At 69.7% G+C, this 26,251-nt stretch carries 19 protein-coding genes, 1 other RNA gene and 3 pseudogenes; 17 read left to right on the forward strand and 6 right to left on the reverse strand.

From position 1 onward, the window contains the following. Positions 1-16: 16 nt before the first annotated feature. Complete coding sequence (locus tag ACFYXF_RS20965; protein ID WP_389351105.1) at positions 17-1,471, forward strand: RNB domain-containing ribonuclease; 1,455 nt, start codon at positions 17-19, stop codon at positions 1,469-1,471. On the opposite strand, the gene ACFYXF_RS20970 is transcribed toward ACFYXF_RS20965, so the two are convergent. Further along, positions 1,422-2,060, reverse strand: a complete 639-nt coding sequence (locus ACFYXF_RS20970; RefSeq protein ID WP_389351107.1) for a hypothetical protein — start codon at positions 2,058-2,060, stop codon at positions 1,422-1,424. The two genes, ACFYXF_RS20965 and ACFYXF_RS20970, sit on opposite strands and share 50 nt — an antisense overlap. Next, complete coding sequence (locus tag ACFYXF_RS20975; protein WP_389351109.1) at positions 2,057-2,809, reverse strand: MerR family transcriptional regulator; 753 nt, start codon at positions 2,807-2,809, stop codon at positions 2,057-2,059. The genes ACFYXF_RS20970 and ACFYXF_RS20975 overlap by 4 nt, the downstream gene beginning before the upstream one ends. Positions 2,810-2,897: 88 nt before the next feature. Here ACFYXF_RS20975 and ACFYXF_RS20980 point away from each other — a divergent pair, with 88 nt between their 5' ends. The 12 genes and pseudogenes from ACFYXF_RS20980 to ACFYXF_RS21035 all read left to right on the forward strand — a co-directional run bounded on the left by ACFYXF_RS20980 (position 2,898) and on the right by ACFYXF_RS21035 (position 17,045). Next, complete coding sequence (locus ACFYXF_RS20980; protein ID WP_389351111.1) at positions 2,898-3,737, forward strand: AraC family transcriptional regulator; 840 nt, start codon at positions 2,898-2,900, stop codon at positions 3,735-3,737. A 19-nt stretch (positions 3,738-3,756) separates the two neighbouring features. Next, positions 3,757-4,539, forward strand: a pseudogene (locus ACFYXF_RS20985) (DMT family transporter); the annotation flags it as partial. A gap of 115 nt (positions 4,540-4,654) precedes the next feature. Then, an RNA gene (gene rnpB / locus ACFYXF_RS20990) (RNase P RNA component class A) lies at positions 4,655-5,061 on the forward strand. Positions 5,062-5,459: 398 nt separating this feature from the next. Further along, the gene (locus ACFYXF_RS20995; protein WP_389351113.1) at positions 5,460-6,317 is read left to right on the forward strand and encodes a hypothetical protein; all 858 of its coding nucleotides are present in this window, start codon (positions 5,460-5,462) and stop codon (positions 6,315-6,317) included. Positions 6,318-6,422: 105 nt separating this feature from the next. Continuing rightward, positions 6,423-7,127 carry a hypothetical protein gene (locus ACFYXF_RS21000; protein ID WP_389351115.1) on the forward strand — a complete coding sequence of 235 codons (705 nt, stop codon included), beginning with the start codon at positions 6,423-6,425 and terminating at the stop codon, positions 7,125-7,127. A 1-nt stretch (position 7,128) separates the two neighbouring features. Then, positions 7,129-7,356, forward strand: coding sequence for a hypothetical protein (locus ACFYXF_RS21005; protein ID WP_389351116.1), 228 nt, complete (start codon positions 7,129-7,131; stop codon positions 7,354-7,356). A 491-nt stretch (positions 7,357-7,847) separates the two neighbouring features. Next, positions 7,848-8,828: a DUF6907 domain-containing protein gene (locus ACFYXF_RS21010; protein WP_389351118.1), complete on the forward strand. Its 981-nt coding sequence runs from the start codon at positions 7,848-7,850 to the stop codon at positions 8,826-8,828. Between the two features lie 51 nt (positions 8,829-8,879). Further along, positions 8,880-10,424, forward strand: a complete 1,545-nt coding sequence (locus ACFYXF_RS21015) for a DUF2397 domain-containing protein (protein ID WP_389351120.1) — start codon at positions 8,880-8,882, stop codon at positions 10,422-10,424. Then, a complete protein-coding gene (locus ACFYXF_RS21020) occupies positions 10,421-10,948 on the forward strand; it encodes a DUF2398 family protein (RefSeq protein ID WP_389351122.1) in 528 nt (175 codons plus the stop codon). Before ACFYXF_RS21015 ends, ACFYXF_RS21020 begins: the two co-directional genes overlap by 4 nt. Further along, the gene (locus tag ACFYXF_RS21025; protein WP_389351124.1) at positions 10,929-11,582 is read left to right on the forward strand and encodes a DUF2398 family protein; all 654 of its coding nucleotides are present in this window, start codon (positions 10,929-10,931) and stop codon (positions 11,580-11,582) included. The genes ACFYXF_RS21020 and ACFYXF_RS21025 overlap by 20 nt, the downstream gene beginning before the upstream one ends. Continuing rightward, a complete protein-coding gene (locus ACFYXF_RS21030) occupies positions 11,579-15,829 on the forward strand; it encodes a TIGR02680 family protein (RefSeq protein ID WP_389351126.1) in 4,251 nt (1,416 codons plus the stop codon). Before ACFYXF_RS21025 ends, ACFYXF_RS21030 begins: the two co-directional genes overlap by 4 nt. Next, positions 15,822-17,045, forward strand: coding sequence for a TIGR02679 domain-containing protein (locus ACFYXF_RS21035; RefSeq protein WP_389351127.1), 1,224 nt, complete (start codon positions 15,822-15,824; stop codon positions 17,043-17,045). Before ACFYXF_RS21030 ends, ACFYXF_RS21035 begins: the two co-directional genes overlap by 8 nt. Positions 17,046-17,077: 32 nt before the next feature. Here ACFYXF_RS21035 and ACFYXF_RS21040 read toward each other — a convergent pair whose 3' ends face one another. Further along, positions 17,078-18,760: a DUF6119 family protein gene (locus tag ACFYXF_RS21040; RefSeq protein WP_389351128.1), complete on the reverse strand. Its 1,683-nt coding sequence runs from the start codon at positions 18,758-18,760 to the stop codon at positions 17,078-17,080. 288 nt (positions 18,761-19,048) lie between these two features. On the opposite strand from ACFYXF_RS21040, the gene ACFYXF_RS21045 reads away from it, so the two are divergent. From ACFYXF_RS21045 to ACFYXF_RS21060, 4 genes are all read left to right on the forward strand, one after another. After that, a complete protein-coding gene (locus tag ACFYXF_RS21045) occupies positions 19,049-19,921 on the forward strand; it encodes a hypothetical protein (protein WP_389351130.1) in 873 nt (290 codons plus the stop codon). A gap of 144 nt (positions 19,922-20,065) precedes the next feature. Continuing rightward, positions 20,066-21,220 carry a hypothetical protein gene (locus ACFYXF_RS21050; protein ID WP_389351132.1) on the forward strand — a complete coding sequence of 385 codons (1,155 nt, stop codon included), beginning with the start codon at positions 20,066-20,068 and terminating at the stop codon, positions 21,218-21,220. Next, positions 21,217-22,725: a hypothetical protein gene (locus ACFYXF_RS21055; protein WP_389351134.1), complete on the forward strand. Its 1,509-nt coding sequence runs from the start codon at positions 21,217-21,219 to the stop codon at positions 22,723-22,725. Before ACFYXF_RS21050 ends, ACFYXF_RS21055 begins: the two co-directional genes overlap by 4 nt. Beyond that, positions 22,722-24,071 (forward strand): AAA domain-containing protein, encoded by a 1,350-nt coding sequence (locus tag ACFYXF_RS21060; RefSeq protein ID WP_389351136.1) that lies wholly within the window; start codon positions 22,722-22,724, stop codon positions 24,069-24,071. The genes ACFYXF_RS21055 and ACFYXF_RS21060 overlap by 4 nt, the downstream gene beginning before the upstream one ends. 43 nt (positions 24,072-24,114) lie before the next feature. On the opposite strand, the pseudogene ACFYXF_RS21065 reads toward ACFYXF_RS21060, so the two are convergent. The 3 genes and pseudogenes from ACFYXF_RS21065 to ACFYXF_RS21075 form a co-directional block, all read right to left on the reverse strand. Then, positions 24,115-25,725, reverse strand: a pseudogene (locus ACFYXF_RS21065) (UvrD-helicase domain-containing protein); the annotation flags it as partial. A gap of 68 nt (positions 25,726-25,793) precedes the next feature. After that, positions 25,794-25,991 carry a DUF397 domain-containing protein gene (locus tag ACFYXF_RS21070; RefSeq protein WP_389351138.1) on the reverse strand — a complete coding sequence of 66 codons (198 nt, stop codon included), beginning with the start codon at positions 25,989-25,991 and terminating at the stop codon, positions 25,794-25,796. An 81-nt stretch (positions 25,992-26,072) separates the two neighbouring features. Further along, positions 26,073-26,228: pseudogene (locus ACFYXF_RS21075) on the reverse strand (transcriptional regulator); the annotation flags it as partial. Positions 26,229-26,251: the final 23 nt, after the last annotated feature.

The raw sequence follows: 26,251 nt of genomic DNA on the forward strand, positions 1-26,251 counted from the left end.
TGCCTACGCTCGTTCCATGCCCCGCCGCCACATAAGCGTGACCGGCGCACCCGAAGCCCCTCTCCGGGCCGCCCTCACAGCGCTGCGCACAGAACTGGGTGTCCCCGAGAGCTTCCCACCGGCGGCCCTGGCCGAAGCCGACCGGACGGCGAAGTCCCCCGCCCTCCCGAAGCCGGACGACGACGCCACGGACATCCCGTTCCTCACCATCGACCCGCCCACCTCCACCGACCTCGACCAGGCGATGCACCTCGCCCGTCGCCCCGGCGGCGGCTTCCGCGTCCGGTACGCGATAGCCGACGTCGCCGCCTTCGTCGTACCGAACGGCCCCCTGGACACCGAGACGCACCGCCGGGTCACGACCCTCTACTTCCCGGACGAGAAGACCCCACTGCACCCACCGACGCTCAGCGAGGACGCCGCGAGCCTCCTCCCCGGACGGACCCGCCCGGCGGCACTCTGGACGATCGACCTGGACGCGGACGGCCGTACGGTCGCCGTGGACGTCCACCGGGCTCTCGTCCGCAGCCGCGCCAAACTCGACTACGACGGCGTGCAACGGCGACTCGACACCGGAACGGCGGAGGAGCCACTGGCCCTGCTGAAGGACATCGGCGAGGCAAGGGAACGCCTGGAGGTCGAACGCGGCGGCATCTCCCTGAACGTGCCGGAGCAGGAGATCGTGGTCGAGGAGAACGGCACGTACTCCCTCGCCTACCGCGCACCCCTGCCCGCCGAAGGCTGGAACGCCCAGATCTCCCTCCTGACGGGGATGGCGGCGGCCGAACTGATGCTGACGTACGGCACGGGAGTGCTCCGTACCCTTCCCGCCGCCCCGGACGGCGCCGTGGGCCGTCTGCGCCGCACTGCGCGGGCCCTGCGCATCGACTGGCCGCACCATGTCTCGTACGCGGCTTTGATCCGCTCCTTGGACCCGCGCCGCCCCCACCACGCGGCCTTCCTCCAGGAGTGCACGACGCTGCTGAGAGGCGCCGGCTACACGGTCTTCCGGGACGGTGACCTCCCGCCGATCACCACCCACTCCGCGGTGGCCGCCCCCTACGCCCACTGCACGGCCCCACTCCGCCGCCTCGCCGACCGCTACGCCTCGGAACTCTGCCTCGCCGCCGTCGCCGAACAGCCGCCGCCCGACTGGGTGTTGGCGGCCCTGGACGCGCTCCCCAAGGAGATGGCCGAGGGCGGAAGAAGGGCGGGCGCGGTGGAACGCGGGTGCCTGGACATCGTCGAGGCGGCGCTGCTCAAGGACCGGGTGGGGGAGGTCTTCGAGGGGTGCGTGGTGGATGTGGAGGAACGCAGACCCACGGTAGGGACAGTGCAGTTGGAGTCTCCGGCGGTGGTCGCGCGCATCGAGGACGGCGACGGCATTCCGCTGCCCCTCGGCGAACGGCTGCGGGTACGGCTCACGAGGGCAGACCTTGGTGCGGCGGGGGTGCGGTTCGCTCCGGCATGACGGCCCGTAGCGAGCGTACGAGGGTGTCGGCGTCGTCGGCGTGGAAGCGGACGAGGCGGATGTCCCGTCGGCGGCCGAAGAAGGTGAAGTGGGCGACCGGCTCGGTGAGTTCGAGGGTGATGGTGGTCTGGGAGCCGATGGGGAGGGAGAGTTCCCCCTCGGCCCGCTGGTGCGTGGCCCGCAGCTCACGACGTACGGTCGAGACGGTCTCCAGTGGGATGGTCAGATCGACGTGGGCGGCGTAACGGACGCGCAGGGAGCGCGAGTTGAGGTCGAGGACGTGCGGGCGGACGACGGAGGCCGCGTGCAGTCCGATGACGAACTCGATCGTGTAGACGTCCAGGACGAACACGGTCCAGTGCAGGGTCGGCCAGTCGCGCAGCAGTACGAACATCGCGACCGTCTCGACGACACAGACGAAGGCGAACGCGAACATCGTCGCGCCCTGCCCACGGGCGTACCCGAAGGCCTGCCCGCCGGCTCCGATCCCGTGCCGGCGCCGCGTAAGCCACAGGGCCAGACTGACGAGGAGCCGCCCCTCGTGCCGCAGCAGGGCGCCCGCGGTCCTGACAACTCTCGGGCGTGTCATGAGTGTCCTCCGGTGACGATCCGCAGCGCACCGCGGACGGCGGCGGCCTGCGCGGGTGTGAGGTCGGCGTAGAGGGCGCGCAGGAAACAGTCGTCGTGGTCGATGTCGGCCTCCGGGAGCAGCTCGCGGGGGAGACAGTCGGCGAGGGCACGAGCCGCCTCCGCCACGCGCGGATCGTCGGCCGGGGCGTCGGCGAGGGCGTCAAGCAGCACGTACACCTCGTGCGCCCGCGCCGCACCCTCCGGAGTCGCGAAGGCACCGCCCAGCGCGGACATCAGCCGTGCCCGGTCCTCCGGGGTCGCCGTGGTCTCGATGAACGCGAACATCTCGCGGTCCTTGGAGGCCATGGGGGAGTCGGAGAGGGGTGCCAACGCGGCGAACACGGCGGCGAGTTCGGGCGAGACGGGCCCTTCGGCGGGCAGCGCCTCCGCATTGCGCAGCAGCGCGCGCAACCGCGTCCGCCGCTCATGAATGGCGGCCTCCTGCCGGGCCAGATCCTCGTCCAGTTCGGCGAGCACCTCGACGAGATCCCGCCCGGCCTCGTCCGCGAGCACGTCCCGCACCTCGGCGAGCCCGAGGCCCAGCTCGGTCAGCCGTCTGATCCGGGCGAGCACGACGGCGTGCCGCAAGGTGTAGTCCCGGTACCCGTTGGCAAGCCGCTCGGGCTCGGGCAACAGCCCCAGGTGGTGATAGTGCCGCACGGTCCGCGTCGTGACGCCGACGGCGGTGGCAAGCTCTCCGATCCGCATGGGACCAGTAGAAACGTTGACGTTGCGGCAGGGTCAAGCGGGAACATCGGCACTCCGTGAGCCACGGTCCGCGAAGTACCGTTGACGCGTGAAGGCAGCCGGGGACAGACGCGAACAGGCACTGTGGACCAGAGCGAGACTGGGCCGCTGCGGCCCCGCCCTTGACCTGCTCACCGCCCGCTTCGACCGCCACGTCTACGCCCCGCACGCCCACGACGAGTTCACGATCGGCGTCAGCTCCAGCGGCGTCGAGGTCATCGACTACCGGGGTGGGCGCCTGCGCCCCACGCCGGGCTCCATCGTCGTACTGGACCCCGGAGAGATGCACACCGGCGGCCCGGACACCGCCGGCGGCTACGCCTACCAAGCCCTGTACGCCGCCCCCTCCCTCCTCACGGACGGCACGACCGGCGGCCTCCCGCACTTCCGAGAGCCGTTGCTCGACGACCCCGAACTGGCCGCCGCCTTCCGCGCCGCGCACACCGACCTGAGCGCCTGCCCGGACCCCCTGGAGGCCGAGTCCCGCCTCCCCTGGCTGCTCACGGCACTGGCCCGCCGCCACTCCACGGCCCGCCCGGTGGACGACCGGATCCCCGGCGCGGACCGGATAGCCCACGCGGTACGGACCCGCCTGGCCGACGAGCTGATCGCCCCGCCCTCCCTCGCCGACCTCGCCACCGACCTGGGCCTCTCCCGCTACCAGCTCCTCCGAGCCTTCCGGACGACGGTCGGGATACCCCCGTACGCCTGGCTGGCGCAGTACCGCGTGACCCGGGCGAGAGTCCTGCTGGAGTCCGGACTGCGGCCGGCCGAAGTCGCATCACTCGTCGGCTTCGCCGATCAGGCGCACCTGACACGCTGGTTCCGGCGGGTGATGGGCGTGACCCCGGCGGCCTACCGCAACAGCGTTCAAGACGGCGGACGCTGAGCCGGCCGACACTGCCCGCATGACTGCACGCGGCTGGTTGTTGTTCTCCCTGATGGGAGTGGTCTGGGGCATCCCGTATCTGCTGATCAAGGTGGCGGTGGAGGCGGACCTGTCCCCGTCCACGGTGGTGTTCGTACGCTGCACGCTGGGCGCGGCGCTTCTCCTCCCCTTCGCGATCCGCCAGGGCGGCCTGCCGCGCACGATCCGCGCGCACTGGCGCCCGATGCTGGCCTTCGCGGTCATCGAGATCATCGGCCCGTGGTGGACCCTGACGGACGCGGAACGCCACCTGTCCAGCTCGACGGCGGGCCTGCTGATCGCGGGCGTGCCGATAGTGGGCGTCGCCCTGGCCCGCTTCTTCGGCAGTGCGGAGAGACTGGGCACCCGGCGGCTCACGGGCCTGACCCTGGGCCTGGCGGGCGTGGCGGTCCTGACGGTCCCGCACCTGACGGGCGGCGACGCCCGCTCGCTGGCGGAGGTACTGCTGACGGTGATCGGCTACGCCACGGCCCCGCTGATAGCGGCCCGCCACCTGAAGGACGTCCCGTCCCTCCACCTGACGGCGCCGTGCCTGGCGCTGGCGGCCCTGGTGTACGCCCCGGCGGCGGTGGTGACCCGCCCGGAGACCCTTCCGTCCCCCGACGTCCTGGCCGCCCTGGCGGTCCTGGGCGTGATCTGCACGGCCCTCGCCTTCGTGGCGTTCCTGGAACTGATCAAGGAGGTCGGCCCGACGAGGGCCACGGTGTTCACGTACGTCAACCCGGCGGTCGCGGTGGCGGCGGGCGCCCTGTTCCTGGACGAACCGCTGACGGCGGGCATCCTCGCCGCCTTCGCCCTGATCCTGGCGGGATCGGTCCTGGCGACGGCCACTGGACCGCGTCGGGGCGGACGCCCGGTAGCATGGTCGACACGGCAGACGAGCCGGGCGGACGGCCGCGTGGACTCCCCTTCGGGGGCGCTCCCCGAGGAACGTCCGGGCTCCACAGGGCAGGGTGATGGCTAACGGCCACCCGGGGTGACCCGCGGGACAGTGCCACAGAAAACAGACCGCCGGGGATTTCGATCTCCGGTAAGGGTGAAACGGTGGTGTAAGAGACCACCAGTGCCCAGGGCGACCTGGGCAGCTAGGTAAACCCCACCCGGAGCAAGGTCAAAAGGAGCGCCGTAAAACGTGCTCTGCGCGGACGTTCGAGGGCTGCCCGCCCGAGTCCGCGGGTAGACCGCACGAGGCCGGCGGCAACGTCGGCCCTAGATGGATGGCCGTCTCCCCGGCCGCCGCGAGGCGACCGGGCGACAGAACCCGGCGTATAGTCCGACTCGTCTGCCGGCTGGGCTCTGAACGGGGCTGATGGCCTGGCCGCGGTCGACTCGCCGTTTCTCTGGCTGATGCCCGCCACCTAGGGCGCTGTGAGGGTAGTAGGAATCTGTGCCCTCTGGTTGCGGGAGGCGCTTTCTGGACACTCTGTGGTTTTCCTTCGCCCATGGCGGTGTCGTTCGGGAACTCAGTCTGCTCCTGGCAGCAGTTTAGGCGGGTCGCCTTACCTCGAACTGGCCTAATGTTCAATTAAGTTCAGTCTCGTTCTGAAGAATTTCAATCGGATGGGCGAATCTTCCTCCGGTGCTGTCCTAAATTGCGGGAAAGACAGGTCTCATGTGGTGAGGGGTGATCATCGGGAGCTTGGGCCTCCCGATGCCGTGAGGGAATCCGTAGGGAGATAGGCGATGTCGCCTGCCGTGAACCGCTCACTGCTGGAAACAGTCGAATCCGCTTTCCATGAACTCGCCGCCGACCCGAATCCGCTCACTCTCGATGGTGCCCTACTGGGTCAAGGCGTTTCGTCCGGGCCGCTACCTCTGGATGAGGTGAGGTCGAGATTGTTGGAATGCTCTGAACCGGAAGTTCGGGACGCCGTATGGAGGGCCATCACCAACTGCGCTCACGGGGCCGGTGACCGGGACAGGTGGTTGCTGGCCGCGATCGGGGTCATGCTGCCGGGGTTGCGTGGCATCAGCAGACGGCAGGCATGGGGAACCAGGAGGGACTGGGAAGACCTGGACTCCGAAGTCGTCGTCGCGTTCCTGGCCGAGTTGGAGAGGACCGACCCCAGGGCTGACGGGCTGGCGCAGCGGCTGTGGTGGGCGGCCTTCCGAGGGGCGATTCGTGCCCGCCGGCAAGATCAGGACGCCACGCGTCACCTCGTGCCTGACCTTGGTGAAAGCCTTCCTGCCCAGTTTCGAGCTCCCAGCCATCCTGACCTGGCGCTGGTCAGACTGCGCGAGGAAGGCGTCATCAGCGAGGCTGAAGGGGATCTCATCGGGCGTACTCGCCTCGAAGGTGAACCTCTCGCCGTAGCGGCACAGCGTCTCGGCATCAGCTACCAAGCATGCAGCAAACGGCGGGGCAGAGCCGAGCGTCGGGTTGCGGAGCACCTGGCCCGGACGGCGACGGGCTCTGCCCTGCTGGATCACGGCGACGACCTCGGTCCGCTCCTCATGCGCAGGACCCGGAGGAAACAGCGGCAGGTGACCGGAGTGGAAGACATGTCCGTCCAGTTGAGCCCCGGACCGATGGCGGCATGAGGAAGGAGAACGCTCATGCCGTGGGCCGGTGATTGGGCACCGTTGGATTCGATCGAGGCGGCGTTCCGGGACTTGGATTCAGAGTCGCAGGATTTCGCCCTGGACATGAGCGATATCGACATCGACGTAGAAAGTGAACTCCCGCGGCATCAGGTCCCGTTGAGAGCGCTACGGGCCCGGCTCCTTGACCGGACCACGAGCTATGCCGTCAGGGAGGAAGTCTGGGCGGAACTGGTATTTCGAACCCAGAGCGAGGGTGGCGACTGGCCGCTCGCCGCCGTGTGGATGATGGCCCCCGGACTGCGAGGAGCCGCGGCCCGAGTGGTCCGCGGAGGTGGAGTGCCCTTCCCGGACGCCGAGGCCGAAGTGATCGAGGGCTTCCTGAGGGAGCTCACGACCATCGACGTCGATGCAGGCGGAGTGGCATCGCGGCTCTGGTGGGCCGGCTATCGCCGGGGCCTGAGCGCCCGGTCCCTCTACACGGGAGCGGTGCGAGCCGTTCCGTTGATGGACCGCTGGGTGCTGCACGCCCGACAATCCACCCAGGGTCACCCCGACTTCGTCCTGGATCGAGCAGTTCACGCCGGGGCGGTCACGGCCGACGAGGCGGAGCTCATCGGCCGGACCCGAATGGAGGGCGAAGGCCTGGCCGCAGCCGCACGACGTCTCGGCCTCGGATACACCGCCTGTCGCGTTCGTCGAGCGGCCGCCGAGGAACGCCTCGCCCGCTACCTCCTTGTCTCGGGTCCTTCATCCGGGCCGGACCTTCCGTCCCACCCGTCCCTCACAGATCTGGTAGCGGCGGCCTGACATGGCACGCGAGCACAATTCGGTACACCAATGGCTACGCGGAGGCATCGATGCGCCAGACCGTCTGGCCCGTCAGGAAATCAATGTGTGGGAACTGCCTGCGCTGCCGACCGTGGTGGATCTGCGCATGGCCGCCAAGGCGATGCACGTGGGCAGGAGCCGGATGGATGAGCCGACCGGCCGGGGCGGATTCCCCTGCCGGTTGCTGATCGGAGAAGTCCGGCGATGAGCTTCCTGGACCAGTTCCGGGGGCCGCAGTGGGAGCCTCGGAGTGGCTGGCGTTCGGATCGTGAGGTGATCCTCGCTCTCAGAGAGGTCATCACCGATCACCTCGGGGGTGATGCCGTGGACATCCTGCCCCAGGACGGTCCTGTTCCGGATGTTCTGGGTGCGGTAGCGACAGCTCCGTACAGAAACGGCGCAGCAAGACCCTGTGTTTTCGTCAGGGCCGATCTGCCGACGGATCTGCGGGCCGATCTCTGGGGCTTCACGACAGGGCTGGCAGCCACGATGGCCGATGGGCTTGTCGAACCCGGAGAAGAAGGAATGCTCCTGGTCGGGCGTGAACGCCATGCTGTCACGCGCCCCGGATGGGGACTTGCCGGGGCCCTGATCCTTCAGCGGCTCGGCAGACGACCCGGAGAGTGTGATTTCCGCGTGTACAGACGCTTGGACGACATGACGGCTTCGCCCATTCGGGCTGCTTGAAAGGGACCCATGATGAGGGACGGCACGGAGCAGGAGAGATCACGGAATCCGCGAGACCTCAGCCGATGCCCGGACTGGTGCGTGGAGGACTGCGGGGATGACCGTCGGGGTGCGCACCTGGGTGCCGCGGTGGAGCTGAGGACGCCCGGTGGTCCGGACGGGCGGCCCCCGCAGACGATGCTCACGGCGCACGTGGCCTGGTTGCACGAAGACCAGGAGGAGCCGGGCGGTCCGCGGCCGGAGGTCTGGGTCTACTGCGAAGGCGGAAGCGCCGAGTTGGACCTGAACACGTTCGACGCCCATATCGGGGACATGGAGAGCCATGTGCTTCGGTTGCGCGCCCTGCGGATCCGGTACGCGGCGATGCTTCAGGGCGCCGTGCTGGTGGAGGAGGTGAACCCAGCCGACGCTCACCCTGCCCGCACCGGCTCCGGATGTCCGTTCTGGTGCGACGCACGTACGTACTCCCTGACAGCACGAGGCAAGACGTCTCACGTACATACCGGCCTGGCGCGTCGTGTATCCGACGAGTTGTGGATCTCACTGAACCACAGCCCGTTCGAACGGCTCCCGGAGGTCGACCTGACGGTGACCGCTCCCGGTCGGGACGGGACAGCGCTCCGTCTTAGCCTCACCGAGGCGGAGCAATTCCGGGAGCATCTCAGCGAGTTGATCGCGTCTGCGCAGACCTGCGCCTCCCGGGACCTCCTGCCAGTCGACGAACTGCTCAGCCGCATGGGTGCCCATGTGGTCGAGGACTCTCGTCTCACCTCGGGCTCTCCCGGCTACATCCTCAGGGACGTTACCCCCGGCGGTCGGGTGCGCGTGGTGGTGCCCGGCGGACTGCCCCGGGACCGGACAGAGACGTTCGTCCGAAAGCTGCTCGCAGAAGTGCCGATCGACAACTCCGGCTCCCGGCAGGATGGCACGGCGCTGTTCCAACTGGCCGATTCACGACCTCTGTTCGTCGCCAACCCGGAATCAGCCGCCTGATGTACGCGAACCGATCGCTCACCCAACGCAGTTGATCGTACGCTGATGGTCATGTCGGATGACGAGGAACTGCCCGAGCCGAGTCGACCGGATTCATGGGCGGGACACCTCCCCGGACAGGAGTTGGTGCCCGCCTATCTGGTTTCGAAGTTCGCGGCTCAGTACCGGGTGATCGTGGAGATCCTGCTGGAGGCGCAGGACACCAGCCTGGTCGGAATGCCGTACGACGAAGTGGTCGCGCGAGTGCCCGGTCACCTTGCCGCTCGGCTGGACCCGGCGGTCGTCGGCGAGCTGGTCTCGGACGAGGGATTCCATCTGGACACCCGGCTGGACCAGCTCGTCAAGTGGGGCGTGGTCACGCGCTGGCAGGACCAGGCCCGCACCGGCGAGGACTTCCTGCGCCGCCGCGACCGCTATCAGATCACGCCCGTGGCCGCCAGGCTGCACGTCTTCTGGACGCAGGAGGCGATGGCCGACGAAGACGCGGCGGCCGACCTGACCCTGGCACCGAGGGCGATCCACGACCGTCTTGAGATGTTCGGGCAGGCCGTGCGGGAACGGCGCTATCCCAACGCGGCCGCCGAGTACCAGCAGATCATCGCTCTCCACCAGGGCATGGCGGCGGCCGCCCGCGCATGGCAACGCAGCCTGGCACACGCGTTGTCCGGCGGGCCCGACCAGGGAAAGCAGGAGGTTCTGTGGCGCACCCTGCAGTCGTACATCGCCATGTGGGGCGAGCAAGTCGACGTGCACACGCCTCGGATCGCCACTCTCGTCGACGAACTCGCGCCTCTGCTCAGCGAGTCGGTGTGGCGAGCCTGCGCGCGGGCCGCGCTGGCAGAGGACGCGGCGGAGGAACTGATCGACGTACAGGCTCAGCGATGGGCCCGGACGTGGACGGCGTTGTCCAGTTGGTTCTCCGGTGCCACCGGGCAGGCACGGAGGCTGCGTCGGCAGTTGCGGGACCTGGTGGCGCCCTGGGCGCGGAACACTCGCATCCTGATGGACACCGGCGGCACCGTCACGCGCCGCGCCGAGCTGCTGCGACTGGCGCGTGCCATCGAGCGGGCTCCGGACGAGCAGACTGCCTGGCGGATGTGGGACACCGCCACGGGGTTGTTCTCCGCACGGCATCTGTTGCTGCCCTCTGATGCCGCCGACGACCGTACGAGCTCCTGGGCGGACGCTCCCGCGGCTCCGGTCACCGCGCGCTTTCGCGAGCAAGGGGTCAGAGCCGCCGTGGGACGCAGAGCCCGATCGGTGGACTACTCGGCGGGCAGGGCGGCAGCCAGGCGCGCCCGCGCCGCGGCCGTCGCCGCACGCGCGGATGCCGAGGCGACACTACGGGCCCGTTCTGGAACCACCCTTGCCGACTGGGACCACGTGTCCGAACCGGAACTGGACCTTCTCCTCGAACTGTTCGGCGTCGCCCGCGGCCGGGGTGGCGGGGCCGCCCGGACCGCAGTCACCGCGGACGGCAGATGGCGGGTGACACTCAGGCCGCCGGGCAGTGGCCCGGCCACTGCCGCGCTGTACAGCCCCCGAGGCCAACTCGTCACACTGAACTGGCTGTTCGAGCTGGAGCCGACGCGGTGAGCCGGGACACGGAGGATCGGCGGCGAGCTTTCACAGGGTTGCTGGTTCACCCGGTGGCTGAGCGGCGGCGCCATCCAGAACTGTTCGCGCTGGTCAGGCATCCTCGGCACCAGCCGGTACTGATCGAGTGGTTCGCATCACGGCTGGGATACCGGCTGGTCGTCACCGATGTCGCCGCCCGTCTCTTCCGGCCGCCTCTGGGCAGGGAAGTGACAGCGCCCAGACGATTCCGTGCGCCTTCCCGACGTGTCCTCGTCCTCGCGATCCTTGCAGCCGCCGCGGCAGAGGACGCCGAGGACGTCACGACCACACAGGACCTGTCGGACCGGGTCCGGATACTGACCCGACACGACGATGTCGACTTCGCGCCGTACGACCCGGACCGCTTCGCCGAGCGACAACTCTTTGTCAAGGCCGTGCACCTGCTGGTGGACAGCGGGGCTCTGCGCCCGTTCTCTCGCGACGCGGGAGAACGGGGGGGAGGGTTGGGCACACCGCAGGGACGTGATCGGCGGTGCCTATGAGATCGGGCGGGACTTGCTGCTACGCCTGGTGGACCCGGCCGCCCTGCGCGCGGCCCTTGCCCAGGGCGTCGACGGAGTCGACGAAGCCATTGCGGCCGAGACCACCGCACGGTTCGGGGTGATGAGGAAGCTGATCGAACTGCCCGTCTGCCTCTGGGCGGACCTCACACCCGGCGAACGTGCCTACCTCACCGGGCAACGGCACCGGATCCTCGCCTGGTGCGCGGAGATGACCGGTTGGACGGTGGAGCAGCGGGCCGAAGGGCTGGCTCTGGTCCTCACCGACGAGAACGAGACGGACGTGCCGTTCCCCCGACTGCGGGCCGTCGACTTCGCCACCCTGATGGTGCTGGACCAGCTCCTGTCCCGCCAGGACACCGACGGCCTGCTTGACGACGGCCGGCTTGACCGTGCCGCGGCCGAGGTGCGCGTCCGCTATCACAAGGCCATGACCAGGGAACTCCAGACCGATCAGGCGGTCCGTGAGCACGCGCTGGAACTGCTGCGAGCCCTGGACCTGGTGCGGTCGGACGGAGAGACCGGCTGGTGGCGGCTGACGCCCGCGGCGGCCCGGTTCCGTGACCCGAAAGTGGTGTCGGTGACGGTCGGCTTCGACGAGGTGGAGGACCGATGACCTCGGAACGGACCGAGCCCGGGACGACATGGCTGGCGGCCGCGACCACCGGCGGACTGCCCGAGCCGGGCCGCATCCGCTGGCAGCCGCTGCGGGTGGGGATCGTGGGCCTGTGGGAGTACGACGAAGCCGAGTTCTGGTTCGCCGACGGCCGCCTGGTGCTACGCGGGGGCAACGGGGCGGGCAAGACCAAGGTGCTGGAGCTGACGACCCTCATGCTGCTTCGCGGGGAGATCACGCCATCGGTGCTCGACCCCTTCGGCTCTCAGCACCGCACCATGCGGTTCAACCTGCTGCCCACGGGCGAGGGCGACGACCCGCGTGCCCCGGCTGACTCAGGCCTCGGCTACGCCTGGGTCGAGTTCGGTCGTCGGGACGAAACCGGTGCCGCCCGCTACTTCGTGTGCGGCATGGGCGCGAGCGCTCGCCGGGGCACGGGCAGCCAGCCCGTCACGACCTGGCACTTCGTCACAGTGAGACGCCCCGGCAAGGACTTCGCGCTGCTGACTGGCGGCCGGGCGATCGAGGAGAAGGACCTCAAGAAGATCGACGGGGTGACGGTGCCGGGTACGGCGGCGGCATACCGCGCGCGTCTCGCCGAGGAATTGTTCGGGCTGTCCGGTGAGTCGTACGACAACCTGACCGAACTCCTCAAGCAGCTCCGTAAGCCCAAGCTCGGCGAACGCCTCAACCCGGCCAGCCTGGCCGAGACACTGCGTGCGGCCCTACCGCCCCTGTCCGGCCACGAGATCACGCAACTCGCCGACGGCTGGGACCACCTTGAGCAGTTGCGCCGGGCAGTGGAGCAGACGGAGTCGGCAGCGACCGCCGTGGCCAGGTTCGTCAGCGGCGGATGGAGACCCTGGGGCCGTGTCGTGGTTCGCCGCCGGGCCGACGAGTTCGCTGCGGCCACGACAACCCTGGACAACACCACGCGGGACAAGAACCGGGCGCAGGACGTCCTTGAGAAAGCCCAGTCGGATGTACGAACCGCCACAGGCCGGTTGGCGGAGTCGCGGCAGGCCAAGCAGGATCAGACCACCGAGCTGCGTGAACTGCTGGACTCCCAGCCGTATCAGGATGCGGTGGCGGCAGCCGAGCGAGTGGAGGGCCTGCGCCGCGTCGTAGCCGGACTGACGGAACAGACAGCGGCGGCACGCGCCCGGCAGGGGCGCGAGCAGGTCGCTCTGAACGAGGCACGACGACAGGCTGGTGAGGCACAACGAGAGGTCGGCAAGGCGGAGGAGAAAGTACGAGGTCTCGAAAGCGCACTCCGCTCGGCTGCCGACAGTTGCGGCCTGGAGGCATCCGCCGACCGGCATCTGCCGACGCGGGATGTCGAAGCTCTCTCCGCCGACTTCGGCACCCGCGCGGATCGCTTCAGGACTCTGCGCGAGCTCCACACCGAGTACGGCGAGATCGAGCGCCGGGCAGAACGCTCAGGCCACGAGGTCGAAAGCGCAGAACGAGCGCTGGCCACGGCCTCGGGTGACGAGCGTGAGGCCCGAGCCGAGGCCGAGAGGCAGGTCGGTGCGCTGCGCGAGCAGATCCGCGACTGGGCTGCCCAGAGCGGGGTCGCGCGCTGTCCGGCGGAACTCGTCGAGGAATGGTGCGACCAGGTCGCCGAACTGACCGTCATCGACACCGAGACCGGCACGGTCCATGCCGGGGCATCGCCCACCGAGGCGATGCGTACACATGTCACGGCGGTGCGCGACGGGCTCGCCGCACGGGCCGAACAGCTCCGGCTGCGCCGATCGCCCCTGCAGGGCCGCCACGACGAAGCGACGGCCGAACTGACAGCCGTACGGGAACAGGTCACAGGTTCGCCGCCCGAACCCACGAGCTGGAAGCGCCGTGAGAGGCCTGAGATCGATGATCTGCGCGGTGCGCCGCTGTGGCGCCTGGTCAATCCCGTGAACGGCATCGACCAGGATCTGCTCGCCCGTCTGGAGGCCGCTCTGACCGCGTCCGGCCTGCTCGATGCCTGGGTCACCTCGGACGGGCACCTCGCCGCCCGCGATGGTGTACCGGTCGCCGATGTGCAGCCGGTGATCGGCGAAGTGCCGTCGGAGCCAAGCTTGTTGGCCGTGTTGGAGGCGGACTCGGCGGGAGGCGTGGACTCCGATGTCGTACGACGTCTCCTCGCCGGCATCGGATGGCGCGGCACGAGCCGCACGGACGGTGCGCGCGGCTACTGGCTGGCCGCCGACGGTGGCTGGCGGGTGGGTGGGCTGGTCGGCCGGGCCGAGCCGACGGGACCGGCCGTGTATCTGGGAGCAGCGGCAAGAGAGGCCGCACGACAGCGGGAGACCGTGCGGCTGGAGACTGAGCTGTCGGCCCTGGACGATGAACTGGCCCAGATGGACGGCGTGTTGTCGGGCATCGAGCATGCGGTGGCCCAACTGGCCGAGCACAGCGGTCGCATCCCTGTCCGGGCCGAGCGGACGCTGGCCGCAGCCGTGGCAACGCTGGCCGAGCGCATCCGACGGCGCCTGGCCGACGAGTCCGGGCTTCGGGGCGCGCGGGAGAAGCGCGATGCGGACCTGGTGCGGCGCGACGAAGCCTGGGCGCGCTTCGCCGACTACGCGGGCATGCACCGGTTCGGCCTGCGCGACCTCGATGGCCAGGCCACGGCCCTGCAGGACTTCCGTTCCTGTCTCGCGTCGATGATCGGTGAACTGGACGTGCTGGCCGCGCGCCAGGACACCCTTGAGAGCCTGGCCGCAGTCGTCGAGCAGCGGGAACGTGACCATCAGGCCGTCGAGGCGGAGGTCTCCGACCTCGACGGGAAACTGCGCCGGGCAGCGGTGCAACTGTCCACGGCGGAATCGGTACTCGGCACCGACCACCAGGCCCAGCTACGGCGCCGAGAAGAACTCGACGCCCGAGGCACGGACTTGGAGACGCGCATCGAAGAGCTCTCGGAATCCCTGTCCGAGGCCAAGGCATCCGTCGCCCGCGCCGAGGAAGTCCTCGACAAACACGAGGAGCGCCGAGCGGTGGCCGAGCAGAGCCGGGACTTCGCGATGGCCGCCCTGTGGGCGACGGTGGACGCCGGTCTGGCGGAGCCGGTGGGCCTGACACCGCCCGAGCGGCACTCCGTGCAGTCCGCACGCGAATTCGCCGCCACCGCCCGGCGGGAGCTCGCCGTCCCGGCACAAGCCGCCGACGAGGAACGGCTCTGGCGCCGTTGCTACCGACAACTGGAGGAACTCCGGCAGAACCTGCTGCCGGACCGTGACGCCCGTGTTCTCGACGAGGCCGACGGATCGGAGGGGGAAGGCGCAGCGGCGGCATGGGGTATCCAACAAGTCGTGATCCTCGGTGACCCGGACAGGGGCTGGCAGGCGCCGCACCACGCCGCAGATGCCCTGGCCGCCCGAGTGCGCCTGCAGCAGGCCGGTTACGACACCGAGCAGCAGCGGGTCCTCACCACCCTCCTGGGATCGACGTTCATCGAGCACCTGAAGGAGCGGCTGGACTACACCGCGCACACCTTCGCCAAGATCAACAACCGACTGGCCGGGCATCCGACCCGGCAGGGGCACGTGGTCCGGGTCGACTGGGCAGCCGATCCCGCCGATCCCGACGCCGGTCCCGTGGTAGCCGCTCTGGGACGCGGCTACGACGAGCTTTCCTCCGGCCGCCAGGAACTGGTGAGGGCGTTCCTCGCCCGCAAGATCGCCGAGGCCCGCAAAGACGCGTCCGCCGAGGGAGTCGCCGACTGGAAGGCACAGCTCGCGCAGGCGCTCGACTACCGGGAATGGCTGCGTCTGTCACTGAAATACCGGTTGGGTGCGGGCGGCGCCTGGGCGGCGTTCGACTCCGCCCGGCATGCCGCGAAGTCCGGCGGAGAGAAAGTCGTCCTGTTGTCCCAGCCCCTCTTCGCCGCCGCCGTCGTGGCGTACGACGCGGCCGGGCCGCACGCCCCACGATGGGTGTGGCTGGACGAGGCGATGACGGGTGTGGACACCGCGGTCAAGGCATCCTTCATGGGCCTGACCGTTGATTTCGAACTCGACGTGATGCTCACCGCCCACGACGAGTGGTGCACCTATCCGGAGGTGCCCGCGGTGGCGGTGTACGACCTGGCCCGCGAACGGCACCTGCCAGGCGTGGACGCCATGCCCTACCTCTGGTGCTCGGGCACGCTGACCCAGGTGGACGTCGACCGCCTCGGGCTGTCCGTCGAGGCAGAGCCGGTCATGGCCGAAGGACTGTTCGGAGCGTACGACGATGACTGAGCTGCCCGCCGGCCTGGTCGCCTGGGCTCGGCTGGCCGGACCTCGCCTTGTGCTCGACGCGGTCCGGAAGCGAGCTGAACGGGGCTTCAACACCGAGGAGGGCACCCTGCGCATCGCCCTCACGGTGTCCCAGCGCCGGGAAGTGGCCCGTCTGGTGGGCACCTCGTGGGATGTGTCCGGGCGGCCGGTACGGCTGAAGGACCTTGCCGCCGAGCTGGGTGAACACGGTCTGACTGTGCGGGAGTTCATTGAGGCACTCGACGGCAGACCGGTCGTCAGTCTGCGGCGGCTTCGAGCTGAGAAGCAGGCGGCGGCCAATGCGGAGCGGTCGGCCGCCGAAGCGCTCCTTGCCGAGGCCGGGATCGACGCGCCGGTGGCCCGAGTGTGGCTGGACGATCCCGGTACGCCACGCGCGGGCGATGGAGAACTCCGCTCGCTGACGGAACAAGCGGTCCGGGTCTGGCGCCGGCTGCCCGGTGCGGACCGGCCAGGCGTGCGGCTGGCACACCTGGCCGCCACCCTCATGGACGACGCACACGCCTTGGACCACAGGGAGCCGCTGGGCAGAGCCCTGTCCAGGCTGATTGCCTGCGCCCACGAACTGCCACGTCCGTCGCGTCCCGGACGGGACTGGAGGCGAGCCTGGGGCGCGGTGGGAGTGTGGTGCGATGAGATCTCCTCCCGCGTCCTGGTCCTGAACCTGCCCCTGTACGGCGACGCACCCGCCGCCCGATGGAGCACCGCGGCTCCCGGCGAGCCGCTGTGGCTGTCCCTGCGCTCCCTCACCGGCACCTGGTCGGTGCCCCCGGCGACCAGGGTCTTCGTCTGTGAGAACCCCTCCGTCCTGGAAGCCGCCGCCGACGAACTGGGCCCGGACTGCCCCGCGTTGATCTGCACGGACGGGATGCCCTCGAACGCGGCCCTCGATCTGGTGGCGGGACTGGCGGCCGCCACGGACGAGATCGCCGTCCGGGCCGACATCGACGACGCCGGGTTCGTCGTGGTCGATCAACTCCTGTCCGCAGCACCGGTCGCGACGCCCTGGCGGTACGACGCGGGAACGTACCTCGACCACCTCGGCATGACGATCACCGGAGATCAGAGGGTGGGCGTGGACACACTCCGCGGTCTCTACGAGCAACACCGCATCCCGATCCACGAGGAGGCCCTGCTCACCACCCTGCTCGAAGATCTGTCACCTCCGCGGAGCCGGTGAACGCGGCAGTTTCGGCAGCGTGGTTTCCCTGCTCAGGCGGCCTGGCAGTCGTCTTCCGGCGCGTCCTCCAGCGGGATTCCGACGACCTCCACCTGCACTCCGTACGACTGGAGTGCGCGGGCCGCGTGAGCGAGGGCGACCTGCGCGAACGGGTAGAGCGTGTCGATGGTGAGCTCGGCGTGACCCTTGAGCAGGATCGCGTAGACGACCCGCTCCGGGAGGAAACCTTCCGGCAGCCGACGTCCGCCCAGGACCGCCACCCGGTCGGCGAACCCGGCTCGCGCCTCCGGCTGGTTCAGCAGGGCGTCCACGGCCACGACACCCTGGCTGAACAGATGGCTGAGCGCACCCGAGCCGCTGGCCTGCTTGACCATCACCAGCGTGTTGTCGGGCGCGAGGAGGTCGCAGATCTCGACGCCACGCTGCCGGTGGAGCGGGGTCCGCACCAGCTTCCGGTCCAGGCAGACGAAGCCGTCCCGGGTGCGCTGAACGCTCTTGTTGTACGCCTCTTCGTCGTCACCGGCGCGCCAGGCCGGCAGGTCCACCGACGGGGTGGGGGTGATCAGCCGCTCGACTTGGGTGGCGAGGCCCGCGAGGTACGCCTGGTCGAACTCGTGCCACTCGCCCTCCGTGAGGACGAACCGGCGCCCGTCCGCCCGGAGCAGGTCCGCCTCGACCCAGCGCTGCAGCGGTTCGGTGCGCATGACGTCGCCCGGCTTCGTACGGCGGTCCCTGTAGAGGGTCACCCGGGCCTCGCGGAGCGCGGCGACCCGGCGTCCGGGCCGGTGAAACCGCAGTCTTCCCCGCACGTAGTCGAGCTCGAACGTGTCACTCGTCCATTCCTCGCCGGAGCCGAAACGGACCCCGACGGCACGAGCCCGCCCGAAGTCCGCCAGGCAGTCGGCGGGGACGGTCGCCGCGATGCGGGCTCCGTCGACAGTGCCGAGGGCGTGGTCGAGCGCGGCGTCGAGCAGCGCGACGGTCTCCGCGTCCTGCAGCTGCACCACCGACTCGACGAACTCCAGCTGAGGATGCGGCAGTTCTTCCTGCGACACCCTGGCGATCGTACGGATGTCGCTGATCAGCGACGCCGCGTTCGCGCCGTATGGCAGCCGCAGGCCGCAGCCGCCCTCGATGCTGCGCACCCGGCCACCGCCGGCGCGCTCAACCGTCAGCTCGGGCCGGGCGAGACGGCCGCCCATGCGCTGGACCAGCTTGGTGTACGTGTCCAGGCCCAGCGTCCCAATGGGCGCGCCCCCGGGCATCACGGCGATATCGGTCCGGCCCTGGCCCGGAGTGCGGGCCACGGCGGCACGGATGTCGTCGGGGTCGATGCTGCGGACCGTGAAACGCAGCCCGAACCGCCGGTCCTTGAGCGGTCCCGGCACGAGCCGGAAGCCGTCGCCGTAGGCGAGGGCGTACACCTGGCCGTCGACCGCCAGCAGCACCAGGCCCGCGCCCCGCAGGGACGGGTGGACCACCGGCCAGTCGGTGAGCCGGGCGAAGTCCGCGCACCAGCCGGCCTCGTCCTTGCTGTAGCGGCCGTGCAGGGCGATGGCCGGGACGTCGAAGTGGTCGAGTGCCCGGAACTCGGCGCCGATCTCGTCGAGGCGGTCGGCCTGGATGCTGTCGAACATGCCTTCCAGGGTCGGCTCGACGCCGACGAGCCGGTAGAGGGTGCGAGTGGAGGTCGGGACGGGAGAGAGCCGGGACATGGGCGTGTTGCTCCTGCGAGGTCTGGTCGTGCCGAAGGCGGTGAGTCCGAGGTGCTTCGGGACGGAGTGCGCCGATGTCGATCGACGGCGCGGGGCGGCGGGAACCCGTCGGGGACCGCACACGCTGAAACCAGGGGTGACAAGGTGCCGGCCGCCTCACCCACTCGCCTGTGGCGTCGGTGGAGCAGGGCCGGTGCTTCACCGTAACCGCATCCGGCTTAATAACGCAAATTATTGGGAGAGCTTGGACCTTGAAGCGTTGAGTGGGAGGTGGGTAGCCTGTCCCGTATGACTGAGTCACTGGAAGAGCTGGAAGCGCGCATGGCGGAGTACCGTGCCGCCATCAGCGTTGCCAAGCGTCGCGGCGACAAGGTCACCGCCGGACAGCTGCGCACCGAACTGCGCGCGATCGTGCAGGAGTACGGCCGTCGTCTCGACGAGATGGACGATCTGCCCGAACCCGAGGCGGACGCGTCCGAGCCCACCCCGGCGTCGAAAAATGACGCTCCGACGGCAGCCCCGCCGCCCGCGCTCCGCCCCGCAGGCGGCTCTGTTCCGATCCGGGAGCAGGCGCACCAGGCGTTGACCATTCTCGACGCCCCGGCGGGTCCGAAGCTGATCGCCGCGACCCATGAGGCGTTCCTGTTCGAGAAAGTGGTCACCACCCGGTTGGGGTCACTGCGGCGGGACGAGGAACGCTCTTTCACCGCCCAGCCGTTCGCCCGCCCCTACTACATCTGCCCCGCCCTCAGCCATGACCGGCTCACCCCTGTCCGGGGGCTGTTGGCAGTGTCCACGTGGCCTCTTGAGCAGCGGATCGTCGGACCGCTGGGCCCTCGTGTCGACTTTCTCGTCCACGCTCGGAGCATCTCCCGGCAGATCGCTCGAATGCGGGCGGCCGGTCATGAACCGACGCTCCCCGCCTGGGCGTTGCTGCGCCGCTTCGCACTGAACATCCCTGGCGCATACGAGGGCTACGGCTCGCCGGATCCCGCCCGGGTGTCCCAGGCGGCCGAGGCCGAGGCCGACGTGCACGCGGAGGCCGATCGGGCCACCAGGCGGGCCGCCGCCGCCCATGCGCGCGAACGACTCACCGAGCCGGTGCGCATGTTGTTCGGTGCGACCCGCCTGGGTGCCGTCGAAGCGGTCGAGCAACAGTAGCCACCGGTAGCACGCCGATGACGTGGAGTTGCCGGTAAGGTTGTATGGCCACTCCTGCCCCGTGCTCCACCTCCATGGCGCCTGCACGAGTGCAGCCAGGCGCCGCAGGGCGTCATGCCCGTACTCCCGCTCAATGGAAGGTCCATGCCGCCAACCTCTCCTCCGGCGCCCGGAAGCAGTCCTCTCGACCGGCTGCGTGGCGGTATGGAACGGCAGGACTACTCCGCGCGGAAGATCACCGCCCTGACCGTCAACCCCGGCTGCGACCGGCGAGCCGTCCTTGATGCCGCCGGAATCGACAAGGCCGGCCTGGCCGTGAGACTTGGGCCGACCGCCCCGTTCGGCCAGTCCCCCTTCGCCATCACCCGCCAGCGGGCGTTCGAGGAACAGCTCAAGGCGAACGGTTACGCCGAACTGATCACCTTGCTGCGAGCCGAGCTTGAGGTTCCGGTCGCAGAGGCGGCCGTCGCCGACCTCAACACAGTGGGGGAGAACGCCGGTTGGCGGCCGCGTGCGGGGGAGACCAGGAGACTTCTCGGCGCCATCACCGCGAACCACGACGCCCGAGTGATTCTCGACCACCCGGTCCTCACCCTGGATATCGCGGGCACCAACGCCTACCTCGTGCCAGACGCGGTCAGCCACCGTATCGGCGACCGTCTCTACGTGGTCGTCATCAAGTCCTTTGCGGCCGTGGACGGGCAGGCCGACGCGGGCAAGGTGGCCGAGGCCGCCAAGCAGGCCGCCGTGTACGTCCTCGCCCTGCGCTCGGTTCTGAGCGGGATCGGCGCGGATCCCGCTCTCGTCGCTGAAGAGTTCCTCCTGGTGCTGCCCAAGGACTTCGCGAACCGCCCCTACGGCCGCCTCGTCGACCTGCGCCAGCAACTCGACGCCGTCCGCCACCAGTTGGCCCGCCTCGGCAGGGTCGAGGAACGGGTTGCCATGCTGCCGCCCGAGGCTACGCTCGATCTCTCCACGGACCCTCGCACCGGTCATCCGACAGTCGGCACCGACGAGTTGGTCCACACGGTGGAGGCCCTTCCGCACCTCTACGGCCCGCGCTGTCTCGACATGTGCGAGCTGTCCCGCTACTGCCGGAACGCAGCCCTGCGCGACGGTGACCCCGCGCACCTCGGCAGTGTCGTACGGGACAGCCTTCCCGGCTTGGCGAGTACGGCCGCCGCGTACGCACTCGCCCGTGGGGAGCTCAACCCGTCGGCCGCGCAGGACGAGGTGGCCGCGTTGCTCGGCGACGCGGTCCGGCTCCGGACCCTCCGCCTCACCGGAGGTGCGGCATGAGCACCCTTCGTGTGGCAGCGGCGTTGGAGGCGGCTGCCACCGGCCGCGCGGTGCCGGTCACGACCGTGCGCCATGTCCACATCGCCGACCGGCCGCTGGTCCTCATCCCGCTGAGCCTCGCCGGTGAGGCTTGTGCCCCGCTCGCCGTGATGGTGGGAACGGACCGCGACGCCCCCGTCCTGCTGACTGTGCCGAATCCGAAGGACCGTACCGACCGCTTCCGCTTCGCCGCCCGGCTCGCCGGACACGTACTGCCGTACTGCGAGGGGTTCGCCACGGACACCGAGCCCTATGAGCACGGCCGCGGCAAGGCGAAGGAGTTACAGGAGCGCTCCACCGACGCCCCGCAGCTGATCGTGCCCAATCCCGCCTGCGTGGGGTTCCTGCGGTTGCTCGGCCGCTCCACCCGGTTCCGGCGCGCCGAGGGCCCGTACGCGGTGGATCCAGCTGTTCCCCGGCTCGGTCAGTGGCTGAGTTGGTTCACCGACCAGAACGAGTTCCCCACTTCCAGCCTGTGCCTCGGCCTCACCCGGATGCTGACCGCCCACTGGGCCACCGGGCAGAGCCCCACCGAGGATGCGCATCTCCCCGCTCTCATGGCCTGGATCGACCCGCCGCCCGGCACCGATGGACCGACGGCGGCGCGACAGGCCGAGGACCCCTCCCGCTTCCCGCCCGCCGGCCCCGCCACCGACCCGGTTTTCGACGGCATCCTCACCGAGCTCTACACGGCGATCGGACAGGCTCCGGGCGAGCGCCACAGAGCAGCGGCGATACGCCAGCTGGAAGATCAACTCCGGACCCAACTGCTGCCCACCTGGACGCTGATGTGGCGCGGCTTGGACCTTCTTGAGGACCGTCCCGCAGGACGCAGCGTGGCATCGCGGTGGCAGACGGACAGGGATCGATTCAGTGGTTTCGCCGCGTACGTGGCGGACGGCGGACTTCCGCAAGGCAGGTGGGAGCACGCCTCGGGTGCGGCCCGGAGGCTTGCCCGACTTGAGGACGCTGCCGACCGTTACGCGTCCGAGCGGGCCTTCGACGACCCCCTGGTGATGGCCGAGTACGAGCTGACCGGGGAGGCCGTGGTCGGCGTCGTGACAGCGGTCGACCCCAGCCGTACGGTCGTCAGCCCCTCCGGCAGGCAGCTGCTCCGCCCGTCGCTCACGCTCACCGTTCCGGGCTCCGGGCGCCTTCGTGTCGGTGACGAGGTGCGAAGTCCTGCCCGGACCGGGCAGAAAGCAGAGGTCCTGGCCCTACGGCGAACCGAGGAGGGACCGTACGAGATCGACTTCGAGTTGAGCGGCGGCATGGGGCGCTCCCAGCGGCCCCCGGCACCGCCGGGCACCGTACCGGAGTCCGGCGAGGAGATCTGCTACACGAGCCTGCCCGTCTTCACACTGCCGGCCGCCCTTCCGGACGACGAGTCGACGCCCTGGACGCACGGCGGCCCGCCCCAGCCCCACGCACCCACCGACGACGACGCGAACGAGGCATGGGAATGAGCACACCCGGTGAACGTGCCGACATCGCCGTCGCCGGAGTCCTCGCCGACCTCGACCGGCTCGACGGCGATTCCTCTCGCGGCGTCGTGGTGGATTCTCCACCCGGCGCCGGGAAGTCCACCCTGGTCGTGCGGGCGGCCCGTCACCTCGCCGCACGCGGCGAGCCGGTCATGATCGTCGCCCAGACCAACGAGCAGGTCGACGACCTGGCCGAGCGGCTCGTACGAGACCAATCCGGCCTCACCGTCGGCAGATTGCTGCGTACCGGAGGCTCACTGTCCCCGCGACTCGCGGAGCACTCCGACGCCGTCATCGGTGCCGAACGGGTCACCGGCCTGCGCCCTCTGCCTCCGATCGTCATTGCGACTGCCGCCAAGTGGGCGCGGGTGAAGGAGGAGGACGGTCACTGGCCCATCGCCGTCGTCGACGAGGCGTACCAGATGCGCTCCGACGCCCTGCTCGCCTGCGCGGGCCTCTTCGACAGCGCCCTGTTCGTCGGTGACCCCGGCCAGCTCGACCCGTTCAGCAGTGTCGACACCGACCGCTGGACGGGCCTGACCTGGAACCCTCTGCGCAACGCCGTGGACGTCACTCTGGCGCACAACCCCGGCATGACGCTCCATGAGCTCCCCGTGTCCTGGCGCTTGCCGGCCTCGGCTGCCCCGCTGGTCGAGCGTGCCTTCTACCCGTTCACCCGGTTCATCGCCGGCACCGGTCCTGACGACCGACGTGCGGCACTGCTGAGTACCCTCGCCCCCGATCCCGTCGACCGCGTCCTCGACCGTGCCGCCGAGACCGGCTGGGGGTATCTCCAACTGCCCGCCCGGCACACCCTGCGCACCGACGGTGAACTGGCCGACGCTCTCGCCGACACCGCCAGACGCCTCCTCACGCGGGGGTTCCGCACCTACTGCGACCAGGCGCCCCCACCCGAGGGACGGCGCCTCGCCCCCGGCCGCATCGCCATCGGCGTCGCTCACAACGACCAGGCGGAGGCCGTCCGTAGCCGTCTCGCCCTGGCGCCGGAGCTCGACGGCATCACCGTGGACACCGCCAACCGTCTCCAGGGCCGGGAATTCGATGTCACCCTCGTCTGGCATCCCTTGTCCGGCCGCGTAGACGCCAGCGCCTTCCACCTGGAGACCGGCCGCCTGTGCGTGTTGCTCTCCCGTCACCGTCATGCCTGCGTCGTCGTCGCCCGCGCCGGGATCCCGGATCTTCTGGACCGTCATCCCTCGGCTCAGCCCGTCTACCTGGACGTCCCGCCCAAGTTCCCGGACGGCTGGCGCGCGCACCAGTTCGTCATGGAACACCTTGAGCGGTCTGACCACCGCGTGCCGGTCTGAGCCGTTTGGATCATGGGGCGGGGAGGACAGCAAGGCCTTCCGCCTACAAGGGCAGGAACGGGCTGGCCCTGCCGTGCCAGGAGATGCGCAGCGCGTCTCGGGCTCGGGTGGTGGCGACGAAAAGCTGGTTGCGGCTCTTCTTGAGTTCGCGCTCGTAGCGGTTGGGGTCGGCCGTTTCGTACTTCTCGATGAGAGAGGCGCGCGGGAGGATGCCGTCGCTCGCGCCGATGACCGCGAGCTTCTGGTACTCAAGCCCCTTGAACCGGTGCATCGTGCCGATGTGGACCTCGCCACCGCCCTGCGGGCCGTCCTTGGTGAGGGTCGCCGTGGTGATGCCGTGCTTCATCTCCAGGTCGGCGGCGACGCGGCCGACCAACTCGCCGTCGGCGACGCAGACGGCCATGGTGCCGCTCGGGTCGCGCACGGTGCCGTCCTCGCCGGGCTGGGCGATGTCCGCGCGCCACTGCTTGAGGGCTTCGGCGAGCCGGGTGATCTCGTCGGTCCAGTCGGCGCAGGCGACGTACTCGGGGGCCGGGCCGTGAAGCAGGGAGTGGTAACCGTCAAGGGTGTCGGTGCCGTCGTCGAGGTCGTCGTAGGCGGCTCCGCGAACGACCTTGGCGGCCTGGTCGAGGATCTCCTGGGTGGTGCGGTAGCTGAGCGTCAGCTTCGAGGCGCGGCCGCGGATGTGGACGCCGACGGTGGAGAGGGTGACCTGCCGGTCGTAAATCCGCTGGTGGGTGTCGCTGGCGATGAACAGGCCGTCCGGGCCGGACGCGACCATGGCGCGCAGCATTTTCCAGTGGGCGGGGCTGAGGTCCTGGGCCTCGTCGACGACGATGTGGCGGTAACGATGACGCAGGTAGCGCATCGCGGAGCTGTTGTCGTCGAGGTGGGTCAGGTCGCCGCCGCCGATGTCCGCCTTGCGTTCGGCCCGGCTCTGGATCTTGCGGGCGCGTTCCATCTCGTAGCGGGCCGCGCGTTCGGCGGCCTGGGCCCAGGTCTCACGGCCCATGCCGTTGAGGCGGAGGGTGAACTGGTCGAGCAGTTTCCAGATGACGGCGCGTTCGGAACGGTTGAGGGCGCGGCCCATACCGGCGCGGCGGGCCTTGAAGTAGTCCTGGCGGGTGGCCAGGGACTGGCCGAGGACGATCTGTTCCCATTCGTCGAAGAGGAACTCGGCGTCCCAGCGCTGCTCGTCGTGTTCGAAGAGGACCTCGCGCAGCACGTCCAGAGCCCGGTCGTCGGTGATCAGGCTGCGCTGTGCGCCGGGCGCGGTGTTCTCGTTGAGGACGCTCTGGGCGAGCTGGTCGATGTGCTTGATGTCGACCCGGCTGAGCAGCACCGGGTCCATGAGCGATGTGAGCCGGGAGCGCAGGTCGGCGGTGAGGTTCTTGGTGTACGTGGTCAGCAGGATCGGCTTGCCGTGGCCGGGCGGCAGAGCCGCGGCGAGGCGGGCCACACGATGCAGGGCGACGATGGTCTTGCCGGTACCGGGGCCGCCGCTGACCCGGGCAGGGCCGCTGTAGTTCCGTTCGACGGTTTTGCGCTGGGTGGGGTGGAGGTAGACCTTCCAGGCGCGGAAGTCGCCCTCGGCCAGGACATTGCGGATGTCGTCGTCGACCGTGGTTACCGCGGTACGGGTGAGGACTCGCGCAACGACTGTGCGATCGGTAAATCCTACTTACCGATCGGCACGCCACGGGAGGGGGCGATCACATCGCGTCAGACCGACTCGACGAACCCCGCCCAAGCGTCAAGCGACACCGTGAGAACGGCCGCGGTGACGTCGTTGGAGTCCCGGACGTGCACGGCGGTCGTAGCGGCCGCGACATCCAGACACTCACGGCCCGATGCAGTGGTCGAGGACTCGTTCCCTGTGCTTCGGCGTACGTTCTGCTCGGTCGGGAGGAGCTGCTCCAACTGTCCCTGCAGAACGCCCTTCCACCGTACGGGCGCCGCAACACCGACTCGTCCAGCACGAAACTCAGCAGTGGCGTCGGATCCCGGATATTGAGCCCGCTCCACCTCCTCCTTCCGCACTCTCAACAACCGACCCGCGTCCAGCACTTCGTCCGCCAGGTCGATCGTCCGAGCCGACGGAATCCGCTGCCCCTGCTCCGTGTACCTCGTACCGGCACCGCAACCAACTCGCCACCCCACCCCACCCCACCCCACACTTG

The organism is Streptomyces sp. NPDC002680, assembly GCF_042889145.1.
GTDB classification, from domain to species: domain Bacteria; phylum Actinomycetota; class Actinomycetes; order Streptomycetales; family Streptomycetaceae; genus Streptomyces; species Streptomyces adonidis.

Bases quoted from the DNA above. Each gene is read 5' to 3' on its own strand.
- ACFYXF_RS20965 (WP_389351105.1), top strand. From the start codon at position 17: ATGCCCCGCCGCCACATAAGCGTGACCGGCGCACCCGAAGCCCCTCTC.
- ACFYXF_RS20970 (WP_389351107.1), bottom strand. From the start codon at position 2,060: ATGACACGCCCGAGAGTTGTCAGGACCGCGGGCGCCCTGCTGCGGCAC.
- ACFYXF_RS20975 (WP_389351109.1), bottom strand. From the start codon at position 2,809: ATGCGGATCGGAGAGCTTGCCACCGCCGTCGGCGTCACGACGCGGACC.
- ACFYXF_RS20995 (WP_389351113.1), top strand. From the start codon at position 5,460: ATGTCGCCTGCCGTGAACCGCTCACTGCTGGAAACAGTCGAATCCGCT.
- ACFYXF_RS21000 (WP_389351115.1), top strand. From the start codon at position 6,423: ATGAGCGATATCGACATCGACGTAGAAAGTGAACTCCCGCGGCATCAG.
- ACFYXF_RS21005 (WP_389351116.1), top strand. From the start codon at position 7,129: ATGGCACGCGAGCACAATTCGGTACACCAATGGCTACGCGGAGGCATC.
- ACFYXF_RS21010 (WP_389351118.1), top strand. From the start codon at position 7,848: ATGAGGGACGGCACGGAGCAGGAGAGATCACGGAATCCGCGAGACCTC.
- ACFYXF_RS21015 (WP_389351120.1), top strand. From the start codon at position 8,880: ATGTCGGATGACGAGGAACTGCCCGAGCCGAGTCGACCGGATTCATGG.
- ACFYXF_RS21030 (WP_389351126.1), top strand. From the start codon at position 11,579: ATGACCTCGGAACGGACCGAGCCCGGGACGACATGGCTGGCGGCCGCG.
- ACFYXF_RS21035 (WP_389351127.1), top strand. From the start codon at position 15,822: ATGACTGAGCTGCCCGCCGGCCTGGTCGCCTGGGCTCGGCTGGCCGGA.
- ACFYXF_RS21040 (WP_389351128.1), bottom strand. From the start codon at position 18,760: ATGTCCCGGCTCTCTCCCGTCCCGACCTCCACTCGCACCCTCTACCGG.
- ACFYXF_RS21045 (WP_389351130.1), top strand. From the start codon at position 19,049: ATGACTGAGTCACTGGAAGAGCTGGAAGCGCGCATGGCGGAGTACCGT.
- ACFYXF_RS21050 (WP_389351132.1), top strand. From the start codon at position 20,066: ATGCCGCCAACCTCTCCTCCGGCGCCCGGAAGCAGTCCTCTCGACCGG.
- ACFYXF_RS21055 (WP_389351134.1), top strand. From the start codon at position 21,217: ATGAGCACCCTTCGTGTGGCAGCGGCGTTGGAGGCGGCTGCCACCGGC.
- ACFYXF_RS21060 (WP_389351136.1), top strand. From the start codon at position 22,722: ATGAGCACACCCGGTGAACGTGCCGACATCGCCGTCGCCGGAGTCCTC.